Here is a 19,786-nt window from a genome sequence, read left to right as displayed (position 1 = left end):
AGGATCCATTAGAAGGTCGAATTTTAATGGGGGATTTCCCTTGATTAAAATTTTTCCTTACTATGGTTGATTTTTTGTTTAATGCTATTTAAAACAAAGGAGGTTTTTATGGCATCAAGAGGAACAATGAGCCGTCAGGAGGCTGGCCGCAGAGGCGCAGAGGCGCGCTGGGGTAGACATGAGGAAGAAGAAGGTTCTCGCGGCCATCAAGGCAGAATGAGCCGTCAGGAAGCGGGCCGTAAAGGAGCTGAAGCTCGCTGGGGCAGGCATGAAGAAGAAGAAGGCAATCGTAGCCGTCAAGGGAGAATGAGCCGCCAAGAGGCTGGCCGCAGAGGAGCTGAAGCTCGCTGGGGCAGACATGAGGAAGAAGAAGGCGCTCGCGGCCATCAAGGCAGAACGAGCCGCCAGGAGGCTGGCCGCAGAGGCGCAGAGGCGCGCTGGGGCAGACATGAGGAAGAAGAAGGCACTCGTGGCCGTCAAGGCAGAATGAGCCGCCAAGAAGCCGGCCATAGAGGGGGACGTGCCCTTTTGGAAGAATATGGGCCAGAATATTTTCGCGAACTCGGCCATAGAGGTGGAGAGAGATTACGTGAAGAGTATGGTCCAGAATATTTCCATGAACTGGGCCGCCGCGGAGGCGAAAGAGTTCGTGAAGAATATGGCCCCGAATTCTATGAAGACATTGGCCGTCGCGGAGGCGAAAGAGTCCGAGATGAGTATGGTCCTGATTTCTATCGAACAATAGGCCGCCGTGGAGGCGAAAGAGTTCGTGAAGAATATGGTCCCGAGTTCTATGAAGACATTGGCCGTCGCGGAGGCGAAAGAGTCCGAGATGAATACGGCCCAAATTTTTACCGTGAAATAGGCCATCGCGGAGGCCTTGCTCGCTGGAATGAAGAGGAAGGCGAAGGCTATGAAGGCGAAGAAGAGCATGAGCATAGCGGCCGCGGACATGGCAGAATGAGCCGGCAAGAGGCTGGTCGATTAGGTGGAAGGGCCGCAGCTTCTCATCATGGACGTGAATTTTATCAAGAAATTGGTCGCAGGGGCGGAAGAAGCCGAAGAGCCAGCGAAGACTACGAGGAATAAAATCTAGAGAGTCTTTAGGTTCATTGAATAAAATGATTATCTATGCAGTCTTTTATTTCAATGATCCTAATTCTGCTTTGAACGGCTAATTGACTATATTCAAGATTATTTTCTCCTATGGGGAAAAGGCTTGGATCTAGTCAATTAGGCGTTTTAAGACATCCTCTTAAATAGGTGATTTTTTTATCTGCAGAAAAGTCGCTTCCTTTCATGAAAAACTTGTGGACTCGATCCGTCTTTTCTTAATTTGTTCAATCCTTTATTTTTTATTTAAATGTTTAAAAATCAGTCAAATGCGTTAGTTGAATCCGGTCTAGCTCTTTCCATTTCATTCCTCTCAGTTTGAATTTTCACTCTTAAAATATAAAAACCTTTATATGTAAGTGCCTTGTTGCGCCTATTCGGATATTTTTAATGGCCTTATTCAAATTTTATTAAAGATCATTTCGAAGCGGGATCATTCAGAGATGCGTTAAAAATTATCGGGATAGATTCTTGGCTGAATTATCATTTTAACTCTTTTTCATAGGTCGATGAATGAAGATTCTTTCCAATTTTACCTTGGCTAATATCATTCTTTTTAGTTCGCTTGCTGCAAGCGATTCCCTATTTCATCCTTCTGAAGAATTTAAGAAGGCTGCCAATATTCAATCTTTTGATCTGTTCGAAGAAGCCAAACAGGATAGAGAAGCTTTTTGGGCCAAGCAAGCCGAGAATATTCATTGGTTTCAGAAATGGGATCGGGTATTGGAGTGGAATCCCCCTTATGCCAAATGGTTTGTGGGTGGCAAATTGAATGCTTGCTATAATTGTTTGGATGTCCATATGGGCTCCGAGACCCGCGACAAAATTGCTTTGATTTGGGAAGGTGAAAGGGGAGAACAGAGAACCTTTACCTATGCAGAGCTTTACAATGAAGTGAACAAGTTCAGCCATGTTTTAAAATCGCTTGGCGTACAAAAAGGCGATCGAGTGGCCATTTATCTTCCTATGGTTCCCGAAGCTGCGGTCGCCATGCTGGCATGTGCGCGTGTTGGGGCAGTCCATATGGTCGTATTTGGAGGGTTTTCTTCGGAAGCATTAAAAGACCGCATTTTAGATGGCGATGCGAAGATTGTCATTACCGCTGACGGAGGAATTCGAAAAGGCGGTATCGTCCCCCTGAAAGCTGCGGTTGATGAAGCACTAAGCGATTGTCCATCAGTAGAAAAGGTCGTGGTTGTCAAACGGACGAATCAATCCATTGCGATGCAAGCTGAAAGGGATTATTGGTATAATGATCTCATGCAAGAGGCCGCTGATTACTATCCTCCGGAAAAAATGGATGCCGAGGACATCTTGTTTATTCTGTATACGTCAGGAACGACGGGCAAGCCCAAAGGCATTATCCATACGACGGGCGGATACATGGTCGAAACAAAGGCAAGCATGCGTTGGATATTTGATGTCAAGCCTTCCGATATTTATTGGTGCACAGCTGATGTTGGCTGGATTACAGGCCATAGCTATGTCATGTATGGTCCCCTCTCAAATGGGATGACTCAATTGATCTATGAAGGTGCGTTGGATTGGCCTGAACGAGATCGAAGCTGGCAATTAATTGAAAAGCATAAAATCACGACTCTTTATACGGCTCCGACAGCCATTAGAACATTCATGAAATGGGGAGAAGATTGGCTAAAAGGCTATGACATGTCTTCTTTGCGCTTATTGGGATCGGTAGGCGAGCCCATCAATGCAGAAGCTTGGATGTGGTACTATACGAACATTGGCCAAGAAAAATGCCCGATCGTCGATACATGGTGGCAAACAGAGACGGGGAGTATCTTAATCGCTCCGATCCCTGGGTTAACGCCCCTTAAGCCCGGCAGCGCGACCTTTCCTATTCCCGGCATTGAAGTGGCTATCTTAGATGAGAAAGGACAGGATGCCCAATCAGGCGCTCTCGTTGTGACATCTCCTTGGCCTTCGATGTTGCGAGGGATTTATAAAGATCCGAAGCGCTATGAGGAGACTTACTGGAAAAAATGGAATGGCCGCTACTATTTTACAGGAGACGGCGCTAAGTTGGATGAAGATGGCTATATTTGGTTATTAGGCCGAATTGACGATATTATTAATGTTTCCGGGCACAGGCTAGGAAGCATAGAGCTTGAGAGTGCTTTAGTCGATCATCCCGGCGTGGCAGAAGCGGCGGTTGTAGCGATTAACCATCAAATCAAAGGGCAGGGCATTGCAGCCTTTGTTTCGCTTAAAGAAGGATTTATGCCGAATGAAGAATTAGCAAATATCCTCAAGAAGCATATCGTTAAAAAAATTGGTGCGTTTGCTAGGCCCGAGAAAATTCTTTTTGTGCGCGATCTTCCCAAAACCCGTAGCGGGAAAATTATGCGGCGCCTCCTACGCGATATAGCCGAAGGACGCGTATTGGGAGATATGACGACTTTAGTGGACCCCACCATTCTAGATGAACTCAAAAAAGAGTACGAGGAAGATGGCGAATAGGCTTTCATAAACGGCATTCTAATGGAAAATAAAAGCGAAGAAAATGCCAAATAGCGATTTCAAGCTTTTATTTTCCATGACCGCTTTCATTCTGTTGTTAATCTGAGCCGGCGTGTCCTTCTTTTGTCATGGAATGATTTATTGTCAAAAGAAGAGGCAAGACCTCAAAAGGCAAGCCATCTGAGGCAGACATAGTAAAATAAATTATCATTCAATCTTAACGCTTAAACGACTGAAAAATGGCTCATCTCATTAATTTTAAAACGGTTATTTTACTGTTAGGGCTTCATAAGGAAAGCTTTCTTCATATTGACTTTTTCCCTCGACGTGTTATACTAGCAAAATATTTCTAAGAGAATTCTTAATTATGAAGCATATTGCTATTTTAGGAAGTACAGGCTCCATCGGACGGAATGCCTTGAACGTAGCGCGTCATCTAGGGTATCCGGTCTTGGCTTTAGCTGCCCGTGAAAATATCGACCTTTTAGAGGCCCAAGCCCACGAGTTTTCGCCTGCGCTTATTGCCGTTTACGATTCTCAAAAAGCCTATGAGTTGCAAAAGCGCCTTCCTAATCAGACTGTTTTAGCTGGCATGGAAGGTCTTTTGGCTGTAGCAACTTACGGCGAAGCTGATTTGGTCATTTCGGCCATAGCGGGAACGATAGGTCTGCAGCCTACGATTGCGGCGATCCAAGCTGGAAAAAATGTAGGGTTGGCTAATAAAGAAGCTTTAGTCTCCGGCGGTGCGCTTGTCATGCGGCTTGTTCGAGAAAAAGGCGTTCAGCTTCTTCCTATTGATAGCGAGCATAGTGCCATCTTCCAGTGTTTGCAAGGAGAAAAAGCTGCCGCCATCCACCGCATCATTTTGACCTCATCGGGGGGGCCTTTTCGAACATGGACAGCAGAACAGCTTGATCAAGTGACGGTCAATCAGGCATTGAATCATCCGACTTGGAAAATGGGACCCAAGGTAACGATTGATTCGTCTACCCTTATGAATAAAGGGTTAGAAGTCATTGAGGCATATTGGCTTTTCAATATTGATTTAGATAAGATCGAAGTGGTCGTTCATCCTCAAAGCATTATTCATAGCATGGTTGAATTCCAAGATTATTCCCTGTTGGCTCAGATGGGGGAGCCCAGTATGATTACCCCTATTCAATATGCCATGACTTATCCGGATCGCTGTCCTGGAATGCTTAAGCCATTTGACTTTTTTAAGAATGCAAAATTAGAATTTTCTCTTCCCAATATGCAGACTTTCCGTTGCTTGGCTTTAGCATATGAAGCGCTTAGGGAAGGAGGAAGTATGCCTTGTTATATGAATGCTGCCAATGAAGTATTGGTGGAAAGGTTTTTACAAGGGGAGATAAGTTGGAAGGAGATCAGCCTTCATCTGGACTATTTGATGAATCGGCATTCTGTAGTCTCTCTAGATTCTCTGGAAGCGATCTTAGCTGTCGATGCGTTGGCGCGAGAGGAAGCGGCAAGATGCGAAGTAACGAGTTGTTAATATAAGGTTTGTATCATTATGATCATCAGTATTCTTTATGTCATCCTAGCCATTATCGGCCTTAGCTTTTTAATTTTTATCCATGAGCTAGGCCACTATTATATGGCCCGTCGCTTAGGCATGCGAGTTGAAACATTTTCAATTGGATTTGGTAAACCCATTTACTCTTGGATGAGGGATGGTGTGCGATGGCAAATAGGATGGCTCTTGTTTGGCGGCTATGTCAAGATCGCGGGCATGGATACAAACGATCAAAAAGACCTTTATGACATTCAAGACGGATTTTTTAGCAAACGTCCGATCGACCGCATAAAAGTGGCGTTCATGGGGCCCTTTATCAATATTGTCTTTGCTTTACTCATTTTTACGCTATTGTGGGCATTAGGCGGACGCGAAAAACATTTCGGCGATTATACGCATAAAATCGGCTGGGTAGATCCAAAATCTGAGCTATATCTTAAAGGCATTCGCCCAGGAGATGAAATTACCGCCTATAACAACCAATCTTTTCAGGGCGCGAAGGACCATTTATCCGGCCCCATGACGGCAGCTGGAGAGGTAGAAGTGACCGGCAATCATGTCAACTTCCATACAAAGGAAAAGACGCCTTTTTCTTATAAAGTTAAAACGTATCCTCATCCCCATGCTATCGAAAAAGATATTGTAACAGCCGGCATTCTCAATTCTGCCAACTATGTCATTTATGATAAGTTGGCGAATGGTAAGGACAATCCTTTGCCATCGGGCTCTCCAATGGAAGACAGCGGCATTCAATATGGCGATCGCATCGTTTGGGTAGATGGGATGCCTATTTATTCTCTTCAAGAGCTTTCCCATGTTTTAAATGATTCCAAAGCTTTATTGACCATTAAGAGAGGACAGGAGATCATGCTGCGGCGTGTTCCTCGTGTCATGGCGGAAGAGCTAAAGCTGGATTCCGAATTTAAAGAAGAATTGATTGATTGGCAGTTTGAAGCTCAGCTCAATGGGACTAAAATTCAAAAGCTTTATACGATTCCTTATAATCTCAATAACGAAGGTGTTGTCGAAGGACGAGTCAAATTCATTGATAAAGACAAAGAAGAAGAAGCGTTCCCCAAGCTTCCTTTTTCTCTTTTAGAAACTCCTCTTGAAGAGGGAGATAAAATTTTGGCCGTAGATGGGATTCCCATCACTTATTCGTATGAAATCCTCTCTCATCTTCAGCAACGCCACGTCAATATTATTGTTGAGCGTTCTAAGCAGATGGAAGACATCCCGTCTTGGAGGAATGCGGACAAGCTATTCGACGAACAGTATTCCTGGGAAGATTTGCAAACATTAGCTTCTCATATTGGGTTGTCCAATGAGTCTAAATCAGCCGGCAATCTTTATTTACTGGAACCTGTCGTTCCAAAGAAGCGCAAGGATCTTGAGATTAGTCCGGAACACCAGGCGATTGCAGCGACAGAGCAGCAGTCTCGCCGCGAGGAGATTGAGAATATTGATGATCCCGAAAAGAAAGCTCAAGCTCGTCATGTACTTGAGAGCCACGATCAACAGCTGCTTTTAGGATTGCCCTTTGTTCAAGATCAAAAAGTCCATTACAATCCGGGCCCATTTGTTCTCTTCAATAAAGTGTTTGAAGAAATCTGGTATACGCTTAAAGCCTTATTGACGGGTTCATTGAATCCGAAATGGATGAGCGGACCCATTGGAATTGTTCAAGTCGTTCAAGAAAATTCGATGGTCAGCTGGAAGGAATCCATCTTTTGGCTAGGGGCGATTAGCTTAAATCTTGGAATTTTAAATTTATTGCCTCTGCCTGTTTTAGATGGAGGAACGATCTGTTTTTCTCTCTATGAATTGCTAACAGGAAAAAAGCTTAAATCTAAAACGATTGAAAAGCTGATCATTCCATTCGCCTTGCTGTTAATCGGATTCTTTATCTTTTTGACCTATCACGATCTAGCTCGTTTATTTAAGAACTTCTTTTAATAACTAGCTGCATGCACAGCCTTAAGAAATCTCAACGGATTTCTTAAGGCTTGGGATTGCTGTTGTCTTGCTCGTTAGCTATAGTTTTTACTCTTTTTACTTCGCCTCCATTTTTTCCGTATTCAGATCTGGCGCTTGGGGTTTCTTAAACTCAATTTGAGCGGCATAGATAACCTGTATTTGGCGTTTTTTTTGCTCTTTGACTGCATCAAAGCTGCGGAGATGAACAAATGGCAAGGCGGTCAATATTAAAAAATAGGGGCGTCTTGCCATTGTTCATCTGCAAGAGCTTTCATGTCAGTCCAAGGGCAAAAAACGCCAAACTCAGGTGAGATAAGAAAAAACCCAACGATATCAAACCAGCCACATAAGAGGGCGCCTTAAGGCAGTTGTCCATTAGGCTAAATTCCTTCTTTTCAAAACCAATCTTATATGGCATGCCAATAGAACTGGGAGGGGATAAAGCTGCGCCGCAGATGCGGTTTAATGCGCTTTATCTGATTTGTCCATGGCTTTGGCTACGCCTCCATTCACGATACTGTTCTGCGCCAATCGCGTGGCTTATTTGGCAACTTAAGGCCAGCCACAGGGAAATGATATAAAGTAACAGACAAGGTTAAATGCTGTTCGCTTCCTTATAATTGCCTCGTAGTGAAAAAGAATCTCGCATATAGGCAATTAGCAATTCGACGCAGGTCTCTTATTGACTTTCTAAAAAAATAAATTCAGTAAACCAAATGTTTTTATCAAATTTTTATTGGAAAAATTGTTAATGTCTTTTTTATGTTACGGATATATTTACAAGTTGCTGATGGCTTAAAGGATTTCTTAGAGCGCAAATCCAGGCCATTAGCGGTTTCAAGACATCCTCTTAGACTCGCATTCCTTTGCGCTAAGAAGAGGATCTTGAATATAAGCCATTGCGGTTTAAGACGTCCTTTGAGAGGGCAGAAGGTTATTGAAGAAGAGAGCCTTTTATGAATAAAAGTTTGATGGGCAGCTTGCTTGATATGGTTCGGCAGTATCGCGTGCGATTGTTTTTTGCTTTCATCTTAGTATTGACTTCAAATCTTTTGCTTATTTTGAATCCCCTCATCTTCAGGCAGGCAATCTTAGCCGTCTCAACGCCGGATGGAGGAATTTCCAGCTGGGAAGGGGCCTTTTTTCATACCCTACTAGGCCCTGTGTTCCATTGTGCGTATAGCTGGGCTTATCTTCTCATCGGCATAGCCACTGTTTCCGCTATTCTTAAATATTTCATGCGCATGATCTTCATCTCAATTGGGCGTGAAGTGGAAGTGCGCGTACGCAATCAATTATTTGAGCGCATTCAGGGGCAATCGCGGGCATTTTTTGATCAGCATGGAATAGGAGATTTAATCAGCCGGCTGACAAATGACATCACTGCCTACAGAGATCTCCTTGGCCCTGGAATTATGTATCCTGTTTTTTTCATTACGCTTGTCATTCCTGCCCTTATCGCCTTATTCTTTCTTTCTCCTTTAATGGCTGCCATTAGCTTGATTCCGATTGTGAGCATTTATTTTTTTCATTTAGCCATTCGCCGCCCGCTTTTGCAAGTCTCGCTTGAAGTGCAGCAATCTCTTGGGGAAATGAGCGTGATGGCGCACGAGCATTTCTCCGGCATTCGCATATTAAGAAGCTATGGGATTGAAAAAGTGACAGCCGCGCTCTTTAAGCAAATTTGCCTGCGCTTTAATAAGCTCAATATGCGGTTTGTCTGCTTTCAGGGAATGGTATTTCCTGTCTTAACATTGATTATCAAAGCCGTTACCATTTTGATCGTTTTAATTGCAGGAGCCATTATCTTATTGGGATGGGGAAACATGCGCATGGCCGATTTTCTGTCTTTCATGTGGATTCAATCCTATATTTTTAGCCCCTTGCTCATGCTCGGATGGGTTTTGCCCATGTATCAGAAAGGGAAGGCAGCCTATGCTAGGTTGGTAGAAATCTATGAAGAACCCATTGAAGTGCAAGAATCAAATGCCGTTTTTGATCGCATTCCGGCCCATCCCTCTGTTGAGTTCCGTGATTTGACTTTTTACTACTCAAATCAGAAAAAAGCGGCTTTGGAAAGCTTCAATTTATCCATTCAAGGAGGGTCCTTTATAGGAATAACCGGACCGGTTGGGGCGGGCAAAACAACGCTGCTTCGGTTGTTAAATCGAGAATATGAAATTCCTCGTGGAAAAATCCTGCTAGATGGGCATGATATCCACGATTATTCCTTAGCTGCTTTGCATCAAGCTTTTGTGACTGTTGAACAATTGCCTTTCTTGTTTTCTAAAAGCATTGGCGACAATATTCGCTTTGGGCGCAGGGATGCTTTGCAAGAAGAAATTGAGCAAGCGGCAAAGCAGGCGGATATCCACGAGAGCATTTTAGAATTCCCCCTTCAATATGAAACGATGGTGGGGGAAAGAGGGGTCTCGCTTTCCGGCGGCCAAAAGCAACGAGTGGCTATTGCACGCTCCTTGCTTGTCAACCGTTCGATTCTTCTTCTCGATGATATTTTTTCAGCTTTAGATGTCGAGACAGAAAGGCGTGTGTTTGAAGCGATAAAAAATGATTTTGCCGGTAAAACAGTGCTTTTGATTACCCATCGCATTTCCATTTTAGAGCAGCTTGATCGAGTGATTTATCTCAAGGATGGGCGTATCATAGAAGAGGGAACGCCTGCCCAGCTGCTTGCTCGCAAAGGAATTTATGAAGCTTTAGTCAACTTGCAAAAAATGCATGCCTCATGAAAAAAGATTTCCATCAGCGCTATATTCAGGACGAAGTTAAATCGAAATCGATTGATTATGCGATTATCAAAAGGCTGCTGGCGTATTTGCGCCCTTACCGCCTATTGGTGATTTTAGCCGTTATCCTCTTGCTGGTCTCTAAAGCCATTGAGGCATGGGTTCCCCTTGAGATTGGATGGATTGTGCAAACAATTTTATCGCACTCTGCCTCAGCCGATTCCCATGAACTATTCCATCATGTGGTAAGGAGCTGCTCAATAGTGTTTGGATGGATCTTAGTTGGCTTTATTCTAGACACAGCAAATGTATTTATTAAAAATTGGGTTGGGCAAGAAGCCTTATTGGCTTTGCGTTTACAGGTTTATCAGCATATTCAGAGGCTTCCTATGGCCTTTTATGACCACCATGCTGTGGGGCGCCTGATGACCCGTACCATTCATGATGTCGATCAGATCAGTCAGCTTTTTTCAGAAAGCGTGATTCCCATTTTAGGAAGCTTATTTCTTTTTATCAGCATTTTGATTGGCATTTTCATTTTAAATTGGAAAATAGGGTTGGCCATTCTCTTCATTATGCCGGCCGTTTGGTGGGTCACTCATGACTTCCGCTATCACCAGCGGCAGAGCTATCAGATCGTCAGATCTATTTTATCCGCTATGAATGCATTCATTCAAGAGCATCTGATGGGAATTGGCATTATTCGAAGCTTTAATCTCTATAAGCAAGAAAGGGAAAAATTTGATGAGCTGAACTGGGATTATTTTAAAGCCAATATTGAAACCATTCACCACTTTGCTCTTTTCTTTGCCGGCATCGAGTGGATACAGAATTTTACCATGGCCGCTGTTTTTGTGATTCTCGTTCAATTTGCCATGCCCGGATCCGGGTTCCAAGCGGGGACGTACTTTACCATCAGCCTCTATAGCCTCATGGTTTTTCGCCCTCTTGCAGATCTGGCGGAACGCTACAATGTGTTGCAATCTGCCCTAGCAGCGGCGGAAAGAATTTTTGAAGTTTTAGATGTTCCTGTAGAACCCGAAGGGCCTCATCCCGGTCTGCCTTTAAATGATATTCAAACCATTGTCTTTGACAATGTCTGGTTTGCTTATGAAAAAGAGAATTGGATTCTTCGTGGCCTATCCTTAAGCATTCGAAGAGGAGAATCTGCGGCGTTGGTTGGAATGACAGGATCGGGGAAAACTAGTGTGCTTAATCTGCTTTTGCGTTTATATGAATTTCAAAAAGGGCATATTTGGATTAATGGGAAAGATATTCGCGATTACTCTGTGGCTGATTTGCGGCGCCAGTTTAGCGTAATTTTACAAGATCCCGTCATTTTCTCAGGAACAATTGCCGATAATATTGCCTTGTATGATTCCTCTTTAAAATTGAATCAAATTAAAGCAAGTGCCGATTTTGTGAATTTATCTCCTTTTATCGAGCACCTTCCCGGCCAATTCGATTATCTTTTAAAAGAAAGGGGGATTAGCTTATCTGTGGGAGAAATGCAGCTGATTTCTCTTGCTAGGGCGGTTGCCCATCATCGTAGCGTCATTATTTTTGACGAGGCGACATCGAATATCGACTTGCAAACGGAAAAAGCCATCCAAGAGACGCTCAAAAAAATGCTGGCCAATCAAACGGCATTAGTGATCGCTCATCGCTTATCGACTATTCGAGATGTCGACCGCATTTTTGTCTTGTCCGATGGAATCGTTATCGAACAAGGCTCTCATCAAGACCTAATTGAAAAGCAAGGCATTTACGAGAAGCTTTATCGCTTGCAGTTCTCGAATTCCATTTGAAACCTTGAGGGCGTTGGCAATTTTAATACCTTCTCAAGTTCAATTTAGAAGCGACAATAAAAATTGCTTCAAATCAATATTTTTATTTACATATGATAAGGAACTATCCATAGAAAAAAAGGAAGCTTTGGAGTGGATTCGCAAAATCAGGAATAACGCCATAAATGAGCAAAAAAGTCTTAAGTCTTAGTTGTGCATGTTTGCAAGTGCTTCAGACGGGACTGATTGGCCTTGATCGTCGATTATCATTAACCTAAACATTTTTGAGACATGCCAATTTCTCATACAAAAAGACCTCGCAATGTTAATGCTTTTCAAGCGGCTGCCATTTTATATGGAGATTGGGGAACAAGCAAAGCCTACGTCATTGGGCTTGCTTTTGCTATTGCAGGATACAGCTCCTTTTGGCTAATTGCAGCTGTCTGCGTGCTCATGTTCCTAGTCGGTGTCAATTATATTTCCATTTGCAAGTTCAATCCAACCGGAGGAGGCGTTTACACATCAGCGAGAAGAAAATCCGAAGTTTTAGCCTTGATCGGGGCATTTTTCTTAATTGCAGATTACTTGGTGACAGCTGCCCTAAGCTCTTTGTCCTGCTATGAATATTTAGGCGTTTCTCATCCGGCCTACTGGGCGATTGGATCGATTTTTGTCATAGGGCTTATTAATTTCTTTGGGCCGCGCCATTCCGGCAATCTTGCGCTCGTCTTAGCCCTTGCGACAGTTTCGGTTGTTGTCTTGCTGGGAATCATTTCCCTGCCTTTTATTGGAGATGCTGCCAGAGGGATAGAGGCACCTAAAGGAGGCTTGTGGACTAACTGGAGCAATTTTGTCGGTATTATTGTGGCTTTATCGGGAATTGAAGCAATAGCCAATACGACGGGAGTCATGAAGCTTGATCCAGGAAGCACGGAAGATAATCCCTCTGTCAGCAATTCTTCGACTAAAGCCATTATATGGGTCATGACAGAAGTCTGCATCTTTACGGCGCTCTTTGGATTTATGATGAATGCGATCCCAGGACTTGAAGTTGTCAATGGCGATGTCAATGCACCGAACGAATCTCATATCCGCGATTCAATGCTGCGCTATATGGGAGATTTCTTTGTCTCCCATCACTGGGGCGGGGAAGTGGTTGGCCATGCTTTCGGGTATATTGTGAGTTTGGTTTTTGCGCTCCTACTTCTCTCTGCAACCAATACAGCTATCACGGCTCTTATCTCGCTCTTATTTGTCATGTCGCGCGATGGCGAAATGCCCGGAGCATTTCAAACGCTGACTCCATTTGGCGTTCCCCGTTACCCTCTTCTTTTAGCGACAATTGCTCCCGCTATTATTTTGCTCTTTGTCCATGATGTGGCATCCTTGGCGGATTTATATGCTGTTGGATTCGTAGGCGCCATTGCCACTAACCTCGGCGTTAATGCTTATGATCAAACCCTACCCATGAGCCGATTTGAACGCTATTTTATGTGGGGCACGTGCGCCATCATGGCTGTCATTGAGTTAACTCTTTTTGTCGATAAGCCGAATGCGCGCCGCTTTGCCATTTCCATGCTGACTGCTGGATTAATCCTGCGTGCCCTAGTGATAGAACATCGCCAAAGGCAATGGGCAACCAAAAAAGTTAAACTCAAGCACGCTTCTCTCTATACAGATGATACCCGCGTTCCTTTGCACCAAGGTGCCATGCTTTGCGCTGTTCGAAGCGTCGGCAAAACGCTCAATTTTGCCTTGCAGGAAGCTAAAAAGTATGAGCAGCCTTTATATATTTTATTCATTCGCGAGCAAAAAATTATCACGGAAGAAGATCGCAGCCGCACGTGGCTTGATGATGAGGAAGCCTGCCGCATCTTTGACTATGCTAAAGACAGTTCGCATGAAATGGTCATCAAATTCTTTTACACCGTCAGCGATTCTCCCGTTGATACTATCGTGGATATGGCCGAACGCCTTCATGTTTCCCGCATTATTCTGGGAAGACCCCGCCATAGCGCCATGTTGCAAATGCTGAGAGGGAATGTTGTAAGGGAAGTATCGGAAATTTTACCGCCAGAGATTGACCTTTTAGTGATTTCATAGTAAATAAAAATTTTAGAAACGCGTACTGGCTGATGATTGATTAAGCCCGGCAAGCCGCCACCGGTCCAGATATTTCCTATTCTTATAAGTTTGTAATTAAATTTAATTGTGATTTTTTAATTAGAAGATATAACATTAGTCAATGTTTTTTTTATGTAATAAATTTTTTTATGTAATAACTAATGTGTGACTTATGATTGTTAATCATTGTCTAAATTATTTTAGCGAATTAATGGGAACATTTATTGTTCCTAATCAAAGCCGAATTCTAAAGCCGCAAGTCGTAGAGGAGCATGACACGCAAGCGGAGAGAATGAGGGAAAAGTATAAGGGCAGAGTATTAGATATTTTTAATAAAGATGGGAATAAATTACATGCCTTTTATTTTTCGGGAATGGATCATCAAACAAATCAGTCTGTCAGTTCTGCGGAAGAAACTATTGTGATTTTTGCTGGAATGGGAGCGTATCACTATTGGTTTAGCGCTTTTGTGGAGAAGTATGTAGAAAGAGGGATCAACGTCGTTATTTTCAACTACCGAGGGGTGGGAAAAAGCAATGGTAAGGCGACGGGATCTGGGATTACCAATGATGGAGAATCTGTTGTTGACTATATTGAGGAAAAGTTTCAAGTGCCTCGCCATCTAATTGCCCTGCATGCCCATTCTTTGGGTGTCGGTCCTGCCTCTGAAGTCGCAAAAAGGCGAAGCGGAGTAGCGATCATTAGCGATCGTTCCTATTCCAGATTATCGTTGGCTTTCAACGCCATTGTTGAGCAATATGTTCCCAATGCTTTTCTTCGCTTCCTTGTCCAAAAGCTGAAAATTATTCGGGGAATTGCGTGGCTGGCTCTTAAATCCACGGGTTGGGATTTTAGTCCAAAGTCTGCATGGCCGCATATTAGGGGCAGAAAATGCGTGATCACGCATTTGAAGGATCCCATTATTAATTCTCCCGCTAGGCTGTTTCAATCCATTTATGGCAGGGATGCAGACACTCATTTCATTACGGCCGAAGATGATTGCGAAGATCCTCATAGCCGCCTCCTAACTGATTTAGAATTCAATGATGCGATAAGGGCAATCGGATTTCGCAACCGTCTTAATTAGACGATAGGTATGGGGATCTTTCCTTTGTCTTCCGGCTTTTTCGCTATTGCAAGGTAGGGGGATGAATAAAGAGAGGATTTATAAATCATGGATATTGTTAATCCCTCCTCTCCTAACAAAACAGAAGGCTGTTCGGCTAGCTTAACTTTCTAAAGATCAGCAAATCCACTTTAAGAAATGAGGGAATTGGGCTTTTCTTTAAAACGTCTGAAATATAACAGTTGGAATGCAATTTTTTTTAATTTTAAATAAAAATTTTATTTGCTATTGAGTGTTCTTCATTCTTACTTAAGGAGAAGAAATGAACATTTATCTGCATTCCCTTAAAAAGGCTTTCTTCATTTTATTAACAGCCTTTTCTTCTTGTCTTTTGGCTGAAGAAACCAAGCAAGGGGCCCTAACGATCTTGCCTCCTTCGGAAGAGGCAATGCTGCCTTTTGCTCAAGAACAATTAAGAAGCCGCCATGCCTGCCATTTAGGGTATCGGGAAACAGCAATCCTTCAAGGCACAATCCCAGGACGTTTAACTCCTGTAGGAGATGGCTTGGGTTTAGAAGTCTCCATCGCTTTTAATGGACGATATCTATTTGTCGGCGCTCCGTTTGCACAAGCCGGAGGGCTTGCAGATGCAGGCGCTGTTTATATTTTTTACCTTAACGAAGGGGGACAGTGGATTTTAACCCAGACATTGACAACGAACGGTATGGAGAATGTCTTTGGAGAAGGGACGATCCGCTCGCAAGGCAAGTATCTCTTCATTCCGGCGACTGGAACTCCTTTAGGGGTGCCTTCCAATCCTAATCCAAATTTTGCAGGGGCGCTTCTTGTCTATCACTTGTCTTCCATTCCGGTTAGCGGAACAACGGCCCATCTATGGGAACTTGTACAAGTTATCGATCAATCTACACCTGGATTAGAAGGGCTAAGCGACGGAGCAGGCTTGGGTTTTAATAATGTTGTCGATGCTAAAACAGGGTGGCTTTTAATTGGGTCCGGTCAAGAGGCCATCAATCCCTTGACAGGAGAGGTGCTTCCTTCTGCAGGAGCAACTTTTGCCTTTAAGTTAAATCGGCTGACGGGACTTTGGGAACTTAAACAAATATTAACAAACCCAACTGGTGTTCGGGCCCTCAATTTTTTTGGCAGCGCCGTTGCCATGGATAAGGATTTTGCCTTTATTAGCGACCAGCCGGAGCCGATTAATGGGGTCATACAAAACGGGACAGTCTATGTATTTCATTTGTCGACGCATCATGGCTGGAGGTATGTCCAACGTTTAATAGGCGATCAAAGCTTAGCTGTTACACAGACAAGCGGTGTAAGCGATGGCTTTGGCGTATGGACTTCTATGGATGATGGATGGGCGCTTATTGCATGCCCCTTTGAAAATCTTCTCAATTCTACTATTCCCTTAGGAGCTGCCTATTTTTATAAACTTCAAGGAGACCGATGGATAAAGGCGCAAAAAGTTACATCCGACGACTTCAATTCCACTGAAATTGGCTTTAACTATGTTCAGCTTCAAGATCGCCTAGCGATTATTTCGGATTCCAATCGCTCGGGTCCGGCTGGCCTGCAACAAGGCGGCATGTTGGTTTTCCGCCGTCATAGAGGCGTATGGCAACAACTGCCTACTTTACTGAATCCGAATGGACAGCCCTTTCAATATTTTGGACAGGGAGGGGCTTTCTCGTCTCCTTTATTGTTTAATGGACACGTTACTCGTTTTTTTGCTGCCAGCTCCTTATCTAGTCCTCCGGTCTTTACAGGCCTTAATCCTCTCTATATTTTTGAAGCTGTCTGTGAAGAATAAACCTGTCTAATTGACAAGCCCCTTTTGAGCAATCAAAAGGGGCTTGTCACATGTCTTTCATGATGAGCTATCTGGTTGTAAATCCAGTATTCAAATACCCCTTGTCTAGGCAGAAATCTCTAAAATAATAAAAACTTGTTTAGCTATTAAGCTGAGTATTGAGCTTTTGCCTTTTAGGCCGCCGTGAAAGCTTTCACCGATCGAAAAACTCCAAACTCAGGTTGGCGGTTAATATTTTAATTTGAGGTTTTGACACGGATTAAAGGGAAAAGAACTCAGGCTTTATGTAAATGGCAAGCGGTAAAATGCTGGGGGGAGACTTCCCGCCAAGCAGGCTTCACGCGTTTGCACACAGCGGAGGCAAAGGGACATCGCGTATGGAAGGCACATCCCTGCGGCGGATGTAACAAACTGGGGATGTCTCCTTTGAGGACTGTCAGGGACTTTTTTTTCTCAAAATTGAAATCCAAAGCTGGAGCGGCAGCAATCAAGGCTTGCGTATAGGGATGGAGGGGAGTGGCAAAAAGCGATTGGCTAGGAGCTAGCTCGACAAACTGTCCCAAGTACATAATGGCAATGCGATGGGTAAAATAACGCATGACGGCTAAATCATGGGAAATAAAGAGATAGGTAAGCTTTAAGCGGCTTTGCAACTCTTTTAGCAGATTGACCAATTGCGCTTGAATGGAAATGTCCAGGGCCGAGAAGGGCTCATCGCAGATCAATAGGCGCGGTTCTAGGGCGATGGCCCGCGCAATGGCCAAGCGCTGCTTTTGTCCGCCGCTTAATTCTTGAGGCAAGCGCGTTAAAAATTGGCCGGGCAAGCCGACTTGACGCAAAAGTTCCCTCACCCGCTCGCTTCGCTGCGGACGGCTTAATAGTCCATGGATCGAAAACGGTTCATATAAGATGTCTTCTACATTCATTCGCGGATTCAAAGAAGTTGAGGGATTCTGAAAGACCATTTGCATATGACGTCTAATGGGCTTCAAGGCCGAGGCTGATTGCTGCACGAGATCTTTTCCTTCAAACCAAATAGATCCAGAAGAAGGCTCAATCAAGCGTAGTAACAATTTGGCAAGCGTCGATTTTCCGCAGCCGCTTTCTCCACCCAATCCAAAAATTTCGCCAGGATTTAGTGAAAAAGACAGGGGATGGATAATTTGTACAGGGCGGCCATTCAAGCGAAATTGCTTGGATAAATTCTCAACGGTTAGGAGAGGCAGCATGAGAACAACCTTGGTTTTTCTTATAAACAAGCCAACAAGCAGCCTGCCCGCTTGGCGTTTCCTCAGAAGAGGGGCGCTGCTGCTGGCAGATCTTCATCGCATGCGGACAGCGGGCGGCAAAAGGGCATCCAGGCGGCAGATTAATTTGAATGGGAGACGTGCTCGAAAGGGTAAACAAGGGCTGGTCTATCGCTTCTGTTAAACTGCGCTTGGCTTGTATAAGTGCTTGGGTGTAGGGATGTTGAGGGGAGCGAAAAATATCTTCGACTCGTCCGGACTCGACAATCTGCCCGGCATACATGACAAGCACGCGATCGCAGCAGGCGGCTACTGTGCTTAGGTCATGGGTAATGAATAGAATGCTTGTTTTGTGCTCATCTCTTGCCGATTTGAGCAGCTCTAATACTTGTGCTTGAATGGTGACATCCAAAGCAGTTGTGGGTTCATCGGCTAGAATTAAAGATGGACGGTTGGCCAACGCCATTCCAATTAAAATGCGCTGTTTCATGCCTCCGCTGATTTCATGGGGATATTGGCGCATGCGATAAGAGGCATCGCCTATGCCGACTTTTTCTAGCCATTCAATGCCTTGGGCTAAGGCGGCTTGTTTAGATAACTTTTCATGCTGCATGAGCCCTTCGATCAATTGGTCGCCAAGGCGGCGCGTGGGATTGAGGGAGGCTGCCGGATCTTGACCAATCAAGCTGATTCTTTTGCCTCTTATGCGGCGCATGTCTTTTTCCGCTTTGAGCAATAGGTCATTCCCTTCAAAGAAAATGTGTCCTTGCAGCGTATGAGAGGCCGAGGGCAAAAGCTGAAGGATCGCTTGGGCAGTCAGGCTTTTTCCGCATCCTGATTCGCCCACTAATCCCACAATCTCTTGCGGATAAAGTTTAAAGTCGACACCTCTAAGCGCCTGCAGGGATCCTCTTCGAGTGGGAAAATAAAGGTTTAGCTGGCGGACTTCAAGCAAGGGCATTTTCATAATAGATTAACCTGTTCGGACTTGATTAATGCGTCTTTTAGTCCTTCTCCTATCAGATGAAAAGAGAGCATGGTCAAGCTGATGAAAAAAGCCGGGAAAAACAGCCGCCAAGGGTAAAAAGTCATGGCTGGCAAGCCCTCGCTAGCCATTGTTCCCCAACTGGCCATAGGGGCCTGTATGCCTAGGCCCAAGAAACTTAGAAAGGCTTCTGAAAAAATGGCAGAGGGGATAGTCAGAGTAAGTGTCACTACTACCGGGCCCATGGCATTGGGCAAGAGATGCTTGAACAAGAGGCGGAAAGGTCCGGCGCCCAAGGCTTTAGCTGCCAAAATGTAATCCATTTCTTTGAGGAGGAGGACTTGGCCGCGAACGATGCGCGCCATTGTGATCCAGCCGATCAAGGCCAGGGCGGCGATAATTGAGAAAAGTCCCGATCCCCATACCACTGTCAGCATGATCACGACAAGCAAATAGGGAAGCGAATAAAGGATATCGGCTAGCCGCATCATTGTTTCATCTATTTTTCCGCCGAAAAAGCCCGCGATCCCTCCCCATAATAGGCCGATAAATAAGTCCATGATGGCCGCACATAATCCAACGCAGAGGGAAATGCGCGCACCGTACCAGACCCGCGTAAAAAGGTCGCGCCCCAGATCATCTGTGCCGAACCAAAATTGAGAAGAAGGCGGCTGATTTTTTAGCGCTAAGTGGGTCGCATCATAGGGGTAACCGGAAAGGAATGGCCCGCTCAGCGTCAGGATGGCGATGACTGCCAGGAGCATTAATCCGCACAAGCCAAACCGGCTTTGGCGAAAGCGCTGCCAAGCAGTGGAAACAGGATAAGGGGGGTCCTCGGTTTCTTTTAAAGCAAGGGCGGGAACAAACAAATCGTCTTCTAAAGGCTGCATG

At 44.4% G+C, this 19,786-nt stretch carries 13 protein-coding genes; 9 read left to right on the top strand and 4 right to left on the bottom strand.

Going from position 1 to position 19,786, the window contains the following annotated elements:
- Nucleotides 1–108 precede the first annotated feature (108 nt).
- The 4 genes from BN3769_RS02910 (at nt 109) to BN3769_RS02895 (ending at nt 7,084) form a co-directional block, all read left to right on the top strand.
- Nucleotides 109–1,089, top strand: a complete 981-nt coding sequence (locus BN3769_RS02910; RefSeq protein WP_068467366.1) for a hypothetical protein — start codon at nt 109–111, stop codon at nt 1,087–1,089.
- Between the two features lie 537 nt (nt 1,090–1,626).
- Nucleotides 1,627–3,594 carry an acetate--CoA ligase gene (gene acs, locus BN3769_RS02905; protein WP_079989376.1) on the top strand — a complete coding sequence of 656 codons (1,968 nt, stop codon included), beginning with the start codon at nt 1,627–1,629 and terminating at the stop codon, nt 3,592–3,594.
- 367 nt (nt 3,595–3,961) lie between these two features.
- Entirely contained in the window at nt 3,962–5,107 is a 1,146-nt protein-coding gene (gene dxr / locus BN3769_RS02900) for a 1-deoxy-D-xylulose-5-phosphate reductoisomerase (protein ID WP_068467363.1), read from the top strand.
- Nucleotides 5,108–5,125: 18 nt separating this feature from the next.
- Entirely contained in the window at nt 5,126–7,084 is a 1,959-nt protein-coding gene (locus BN3769_RS02895) for a site-2 protease family protein (protein ID WP_068467361.1), read from the top strand.
- 96 nt (nt 7,085–7,180) lie between these two features.
- Here BN3769_RS02895 and BN3769_RS14635 read toward each other — a convergent pair whose 3' ends face one another.
- The gene (locus BN3769_RS14635; RefSeq protein WP_154017792.1) at nt 7,181–7,357 is read right to left on the bottom strand and encodes a hypothetical protein; all 177 of its coding nucleotides are present in this window, start codon (nt 7,355–7,357) and stop codon (nt 7,181–7,183) included.
- A gap of 704 nt (nt 7,358–8,061) precedes the next feature.
- Here BN3769_RS14635 and BN3769_RS02890 point away from each other — a divergent pair.
- The 5 genes from BN3769_RS02890 (at nt 8,062) to BN3769_RS02870 (ending at nt 16,663) form a co-directional block, all read left to right on the top strand.
- On the top strand, nt 8,062–9,855 hold the full coding sequence (locus BN3769_RS02890) for an ABC transporter ATP-binding protein (protein ID WP_068467359.1): 1,794 nt from the start codon (nt 8,062–8,064) through the stop codon (nt 9,853–9,855).
- A complete protein-coding gene (locus BN3769_RS02885; protein WP_068467356.1) occupies nt 9,852–11,660 on the top strand; it encodes an ABC transporter ATP-binding protein in 1,809 nt (602 codons plus the stop codon). Before BN3769_RS02890 ends, BN3769_RS02885 begins: the two co-directional genes overlap by 4 nt.
- Nucleotides 11,661–11,930: 270 nt before the next feature.
- Nucleotides 11,931–13,742: a universal stress protein gene (locus BN3769_RS02880; RefSeq protein ID WP_068467354.1), complete on the top strand. Its 1,812-nt coding sequence runs from the start codon at nt 11,931–11,933 to the stop codon at nt 13,740–13,742.
- A 193-nt stretch (nt 13,743–13,935) separates the two neighbouring features.
- Nucleotides 13,936–14,850, top strand: coding sequence for an alpha/beta hydrolase (locus BN3769_RS02875; protein ID WP_068467353.1), 915 nt, complete (start codon nt 13,936–13,938; stop codon nt 14,848–14,850).
- A gap of 301 nt (nt 14,851–15,151) precedes the next feature.
- The gene (locus BN3769_RS02870) at nt 15,152–16,663 is read left to right on the top strand and encodes a hypothetical protein (RefSeq protein ID WP_068467350.1); all 1,512 of its coding nucleotides are present in this window, start codon (nt 15,152–15,154) and stop codon (nt 16,661–16,663) included.
- Nucleotides 16,664–16,938: 275 nt separating this feature from the next.
- Here the strand turns inward: BN3769_RS02870 and BN3769_RS02865 are convergent, their stop codons facing one another.
- The 3 genes from BN3769_RS02865 to BN3769_RS02855 are packed head-to-tail and all read right to left on the bottom strand — an operon-like array spanning nt 16,939 to nt 19,785.
- A complete protein-coding gene (locus tag BN3769_RS02865) occupies nt 16,939–17,892 on the bottom strand; it encodes an ABC transporter ATP-binding protein (protein ID WP_068467348.1) in 954 nt (317 codons plus the stop codon).
- Nucleotides 17,870–18,877, bottom strand: a complete 1,008-nt coding sequence (locus BN3769_RS02860; RefSeq protein WP_068467347.1) for an ABC transporter ATP-binding protein — start codon at nt 18,875–18,877, stop codon at nt 17,870–17,872. The genes BN3769_RS02865 and BN3769_RS02860 overlap by 23 nt, the downstream gene beginning before the upstream one ends.
- Entirely contained in the window at nt 18,874–19,785 is a 912-nt protein-coding gene (locus BN3769_RS02855; protein ID WP_068467344.1) for an ABC transporter permease, read from the bottom strand. The genes BN3769_RS02860 and BN3769_RS02855 overlap by 4 nt, the downstream gene beginning before the upstream one ends.
- Between the last annotated feature and the right edge of the window lies 1 nt (nt 19,786).

The organism is Candidatus Protochlamydia phocaeensis, from assembly GCF_001545115.1.
Lineage (GTDB): Bacteria > Chlamydiota > Chlamydiia > Chlamydiales > Parachlamydiaceae > Protochlamydia_A > Protochlamydia_A phocaeensis.
This window is presented reverse-complemented; position numbering and strand designations above follow the sequence as displayed.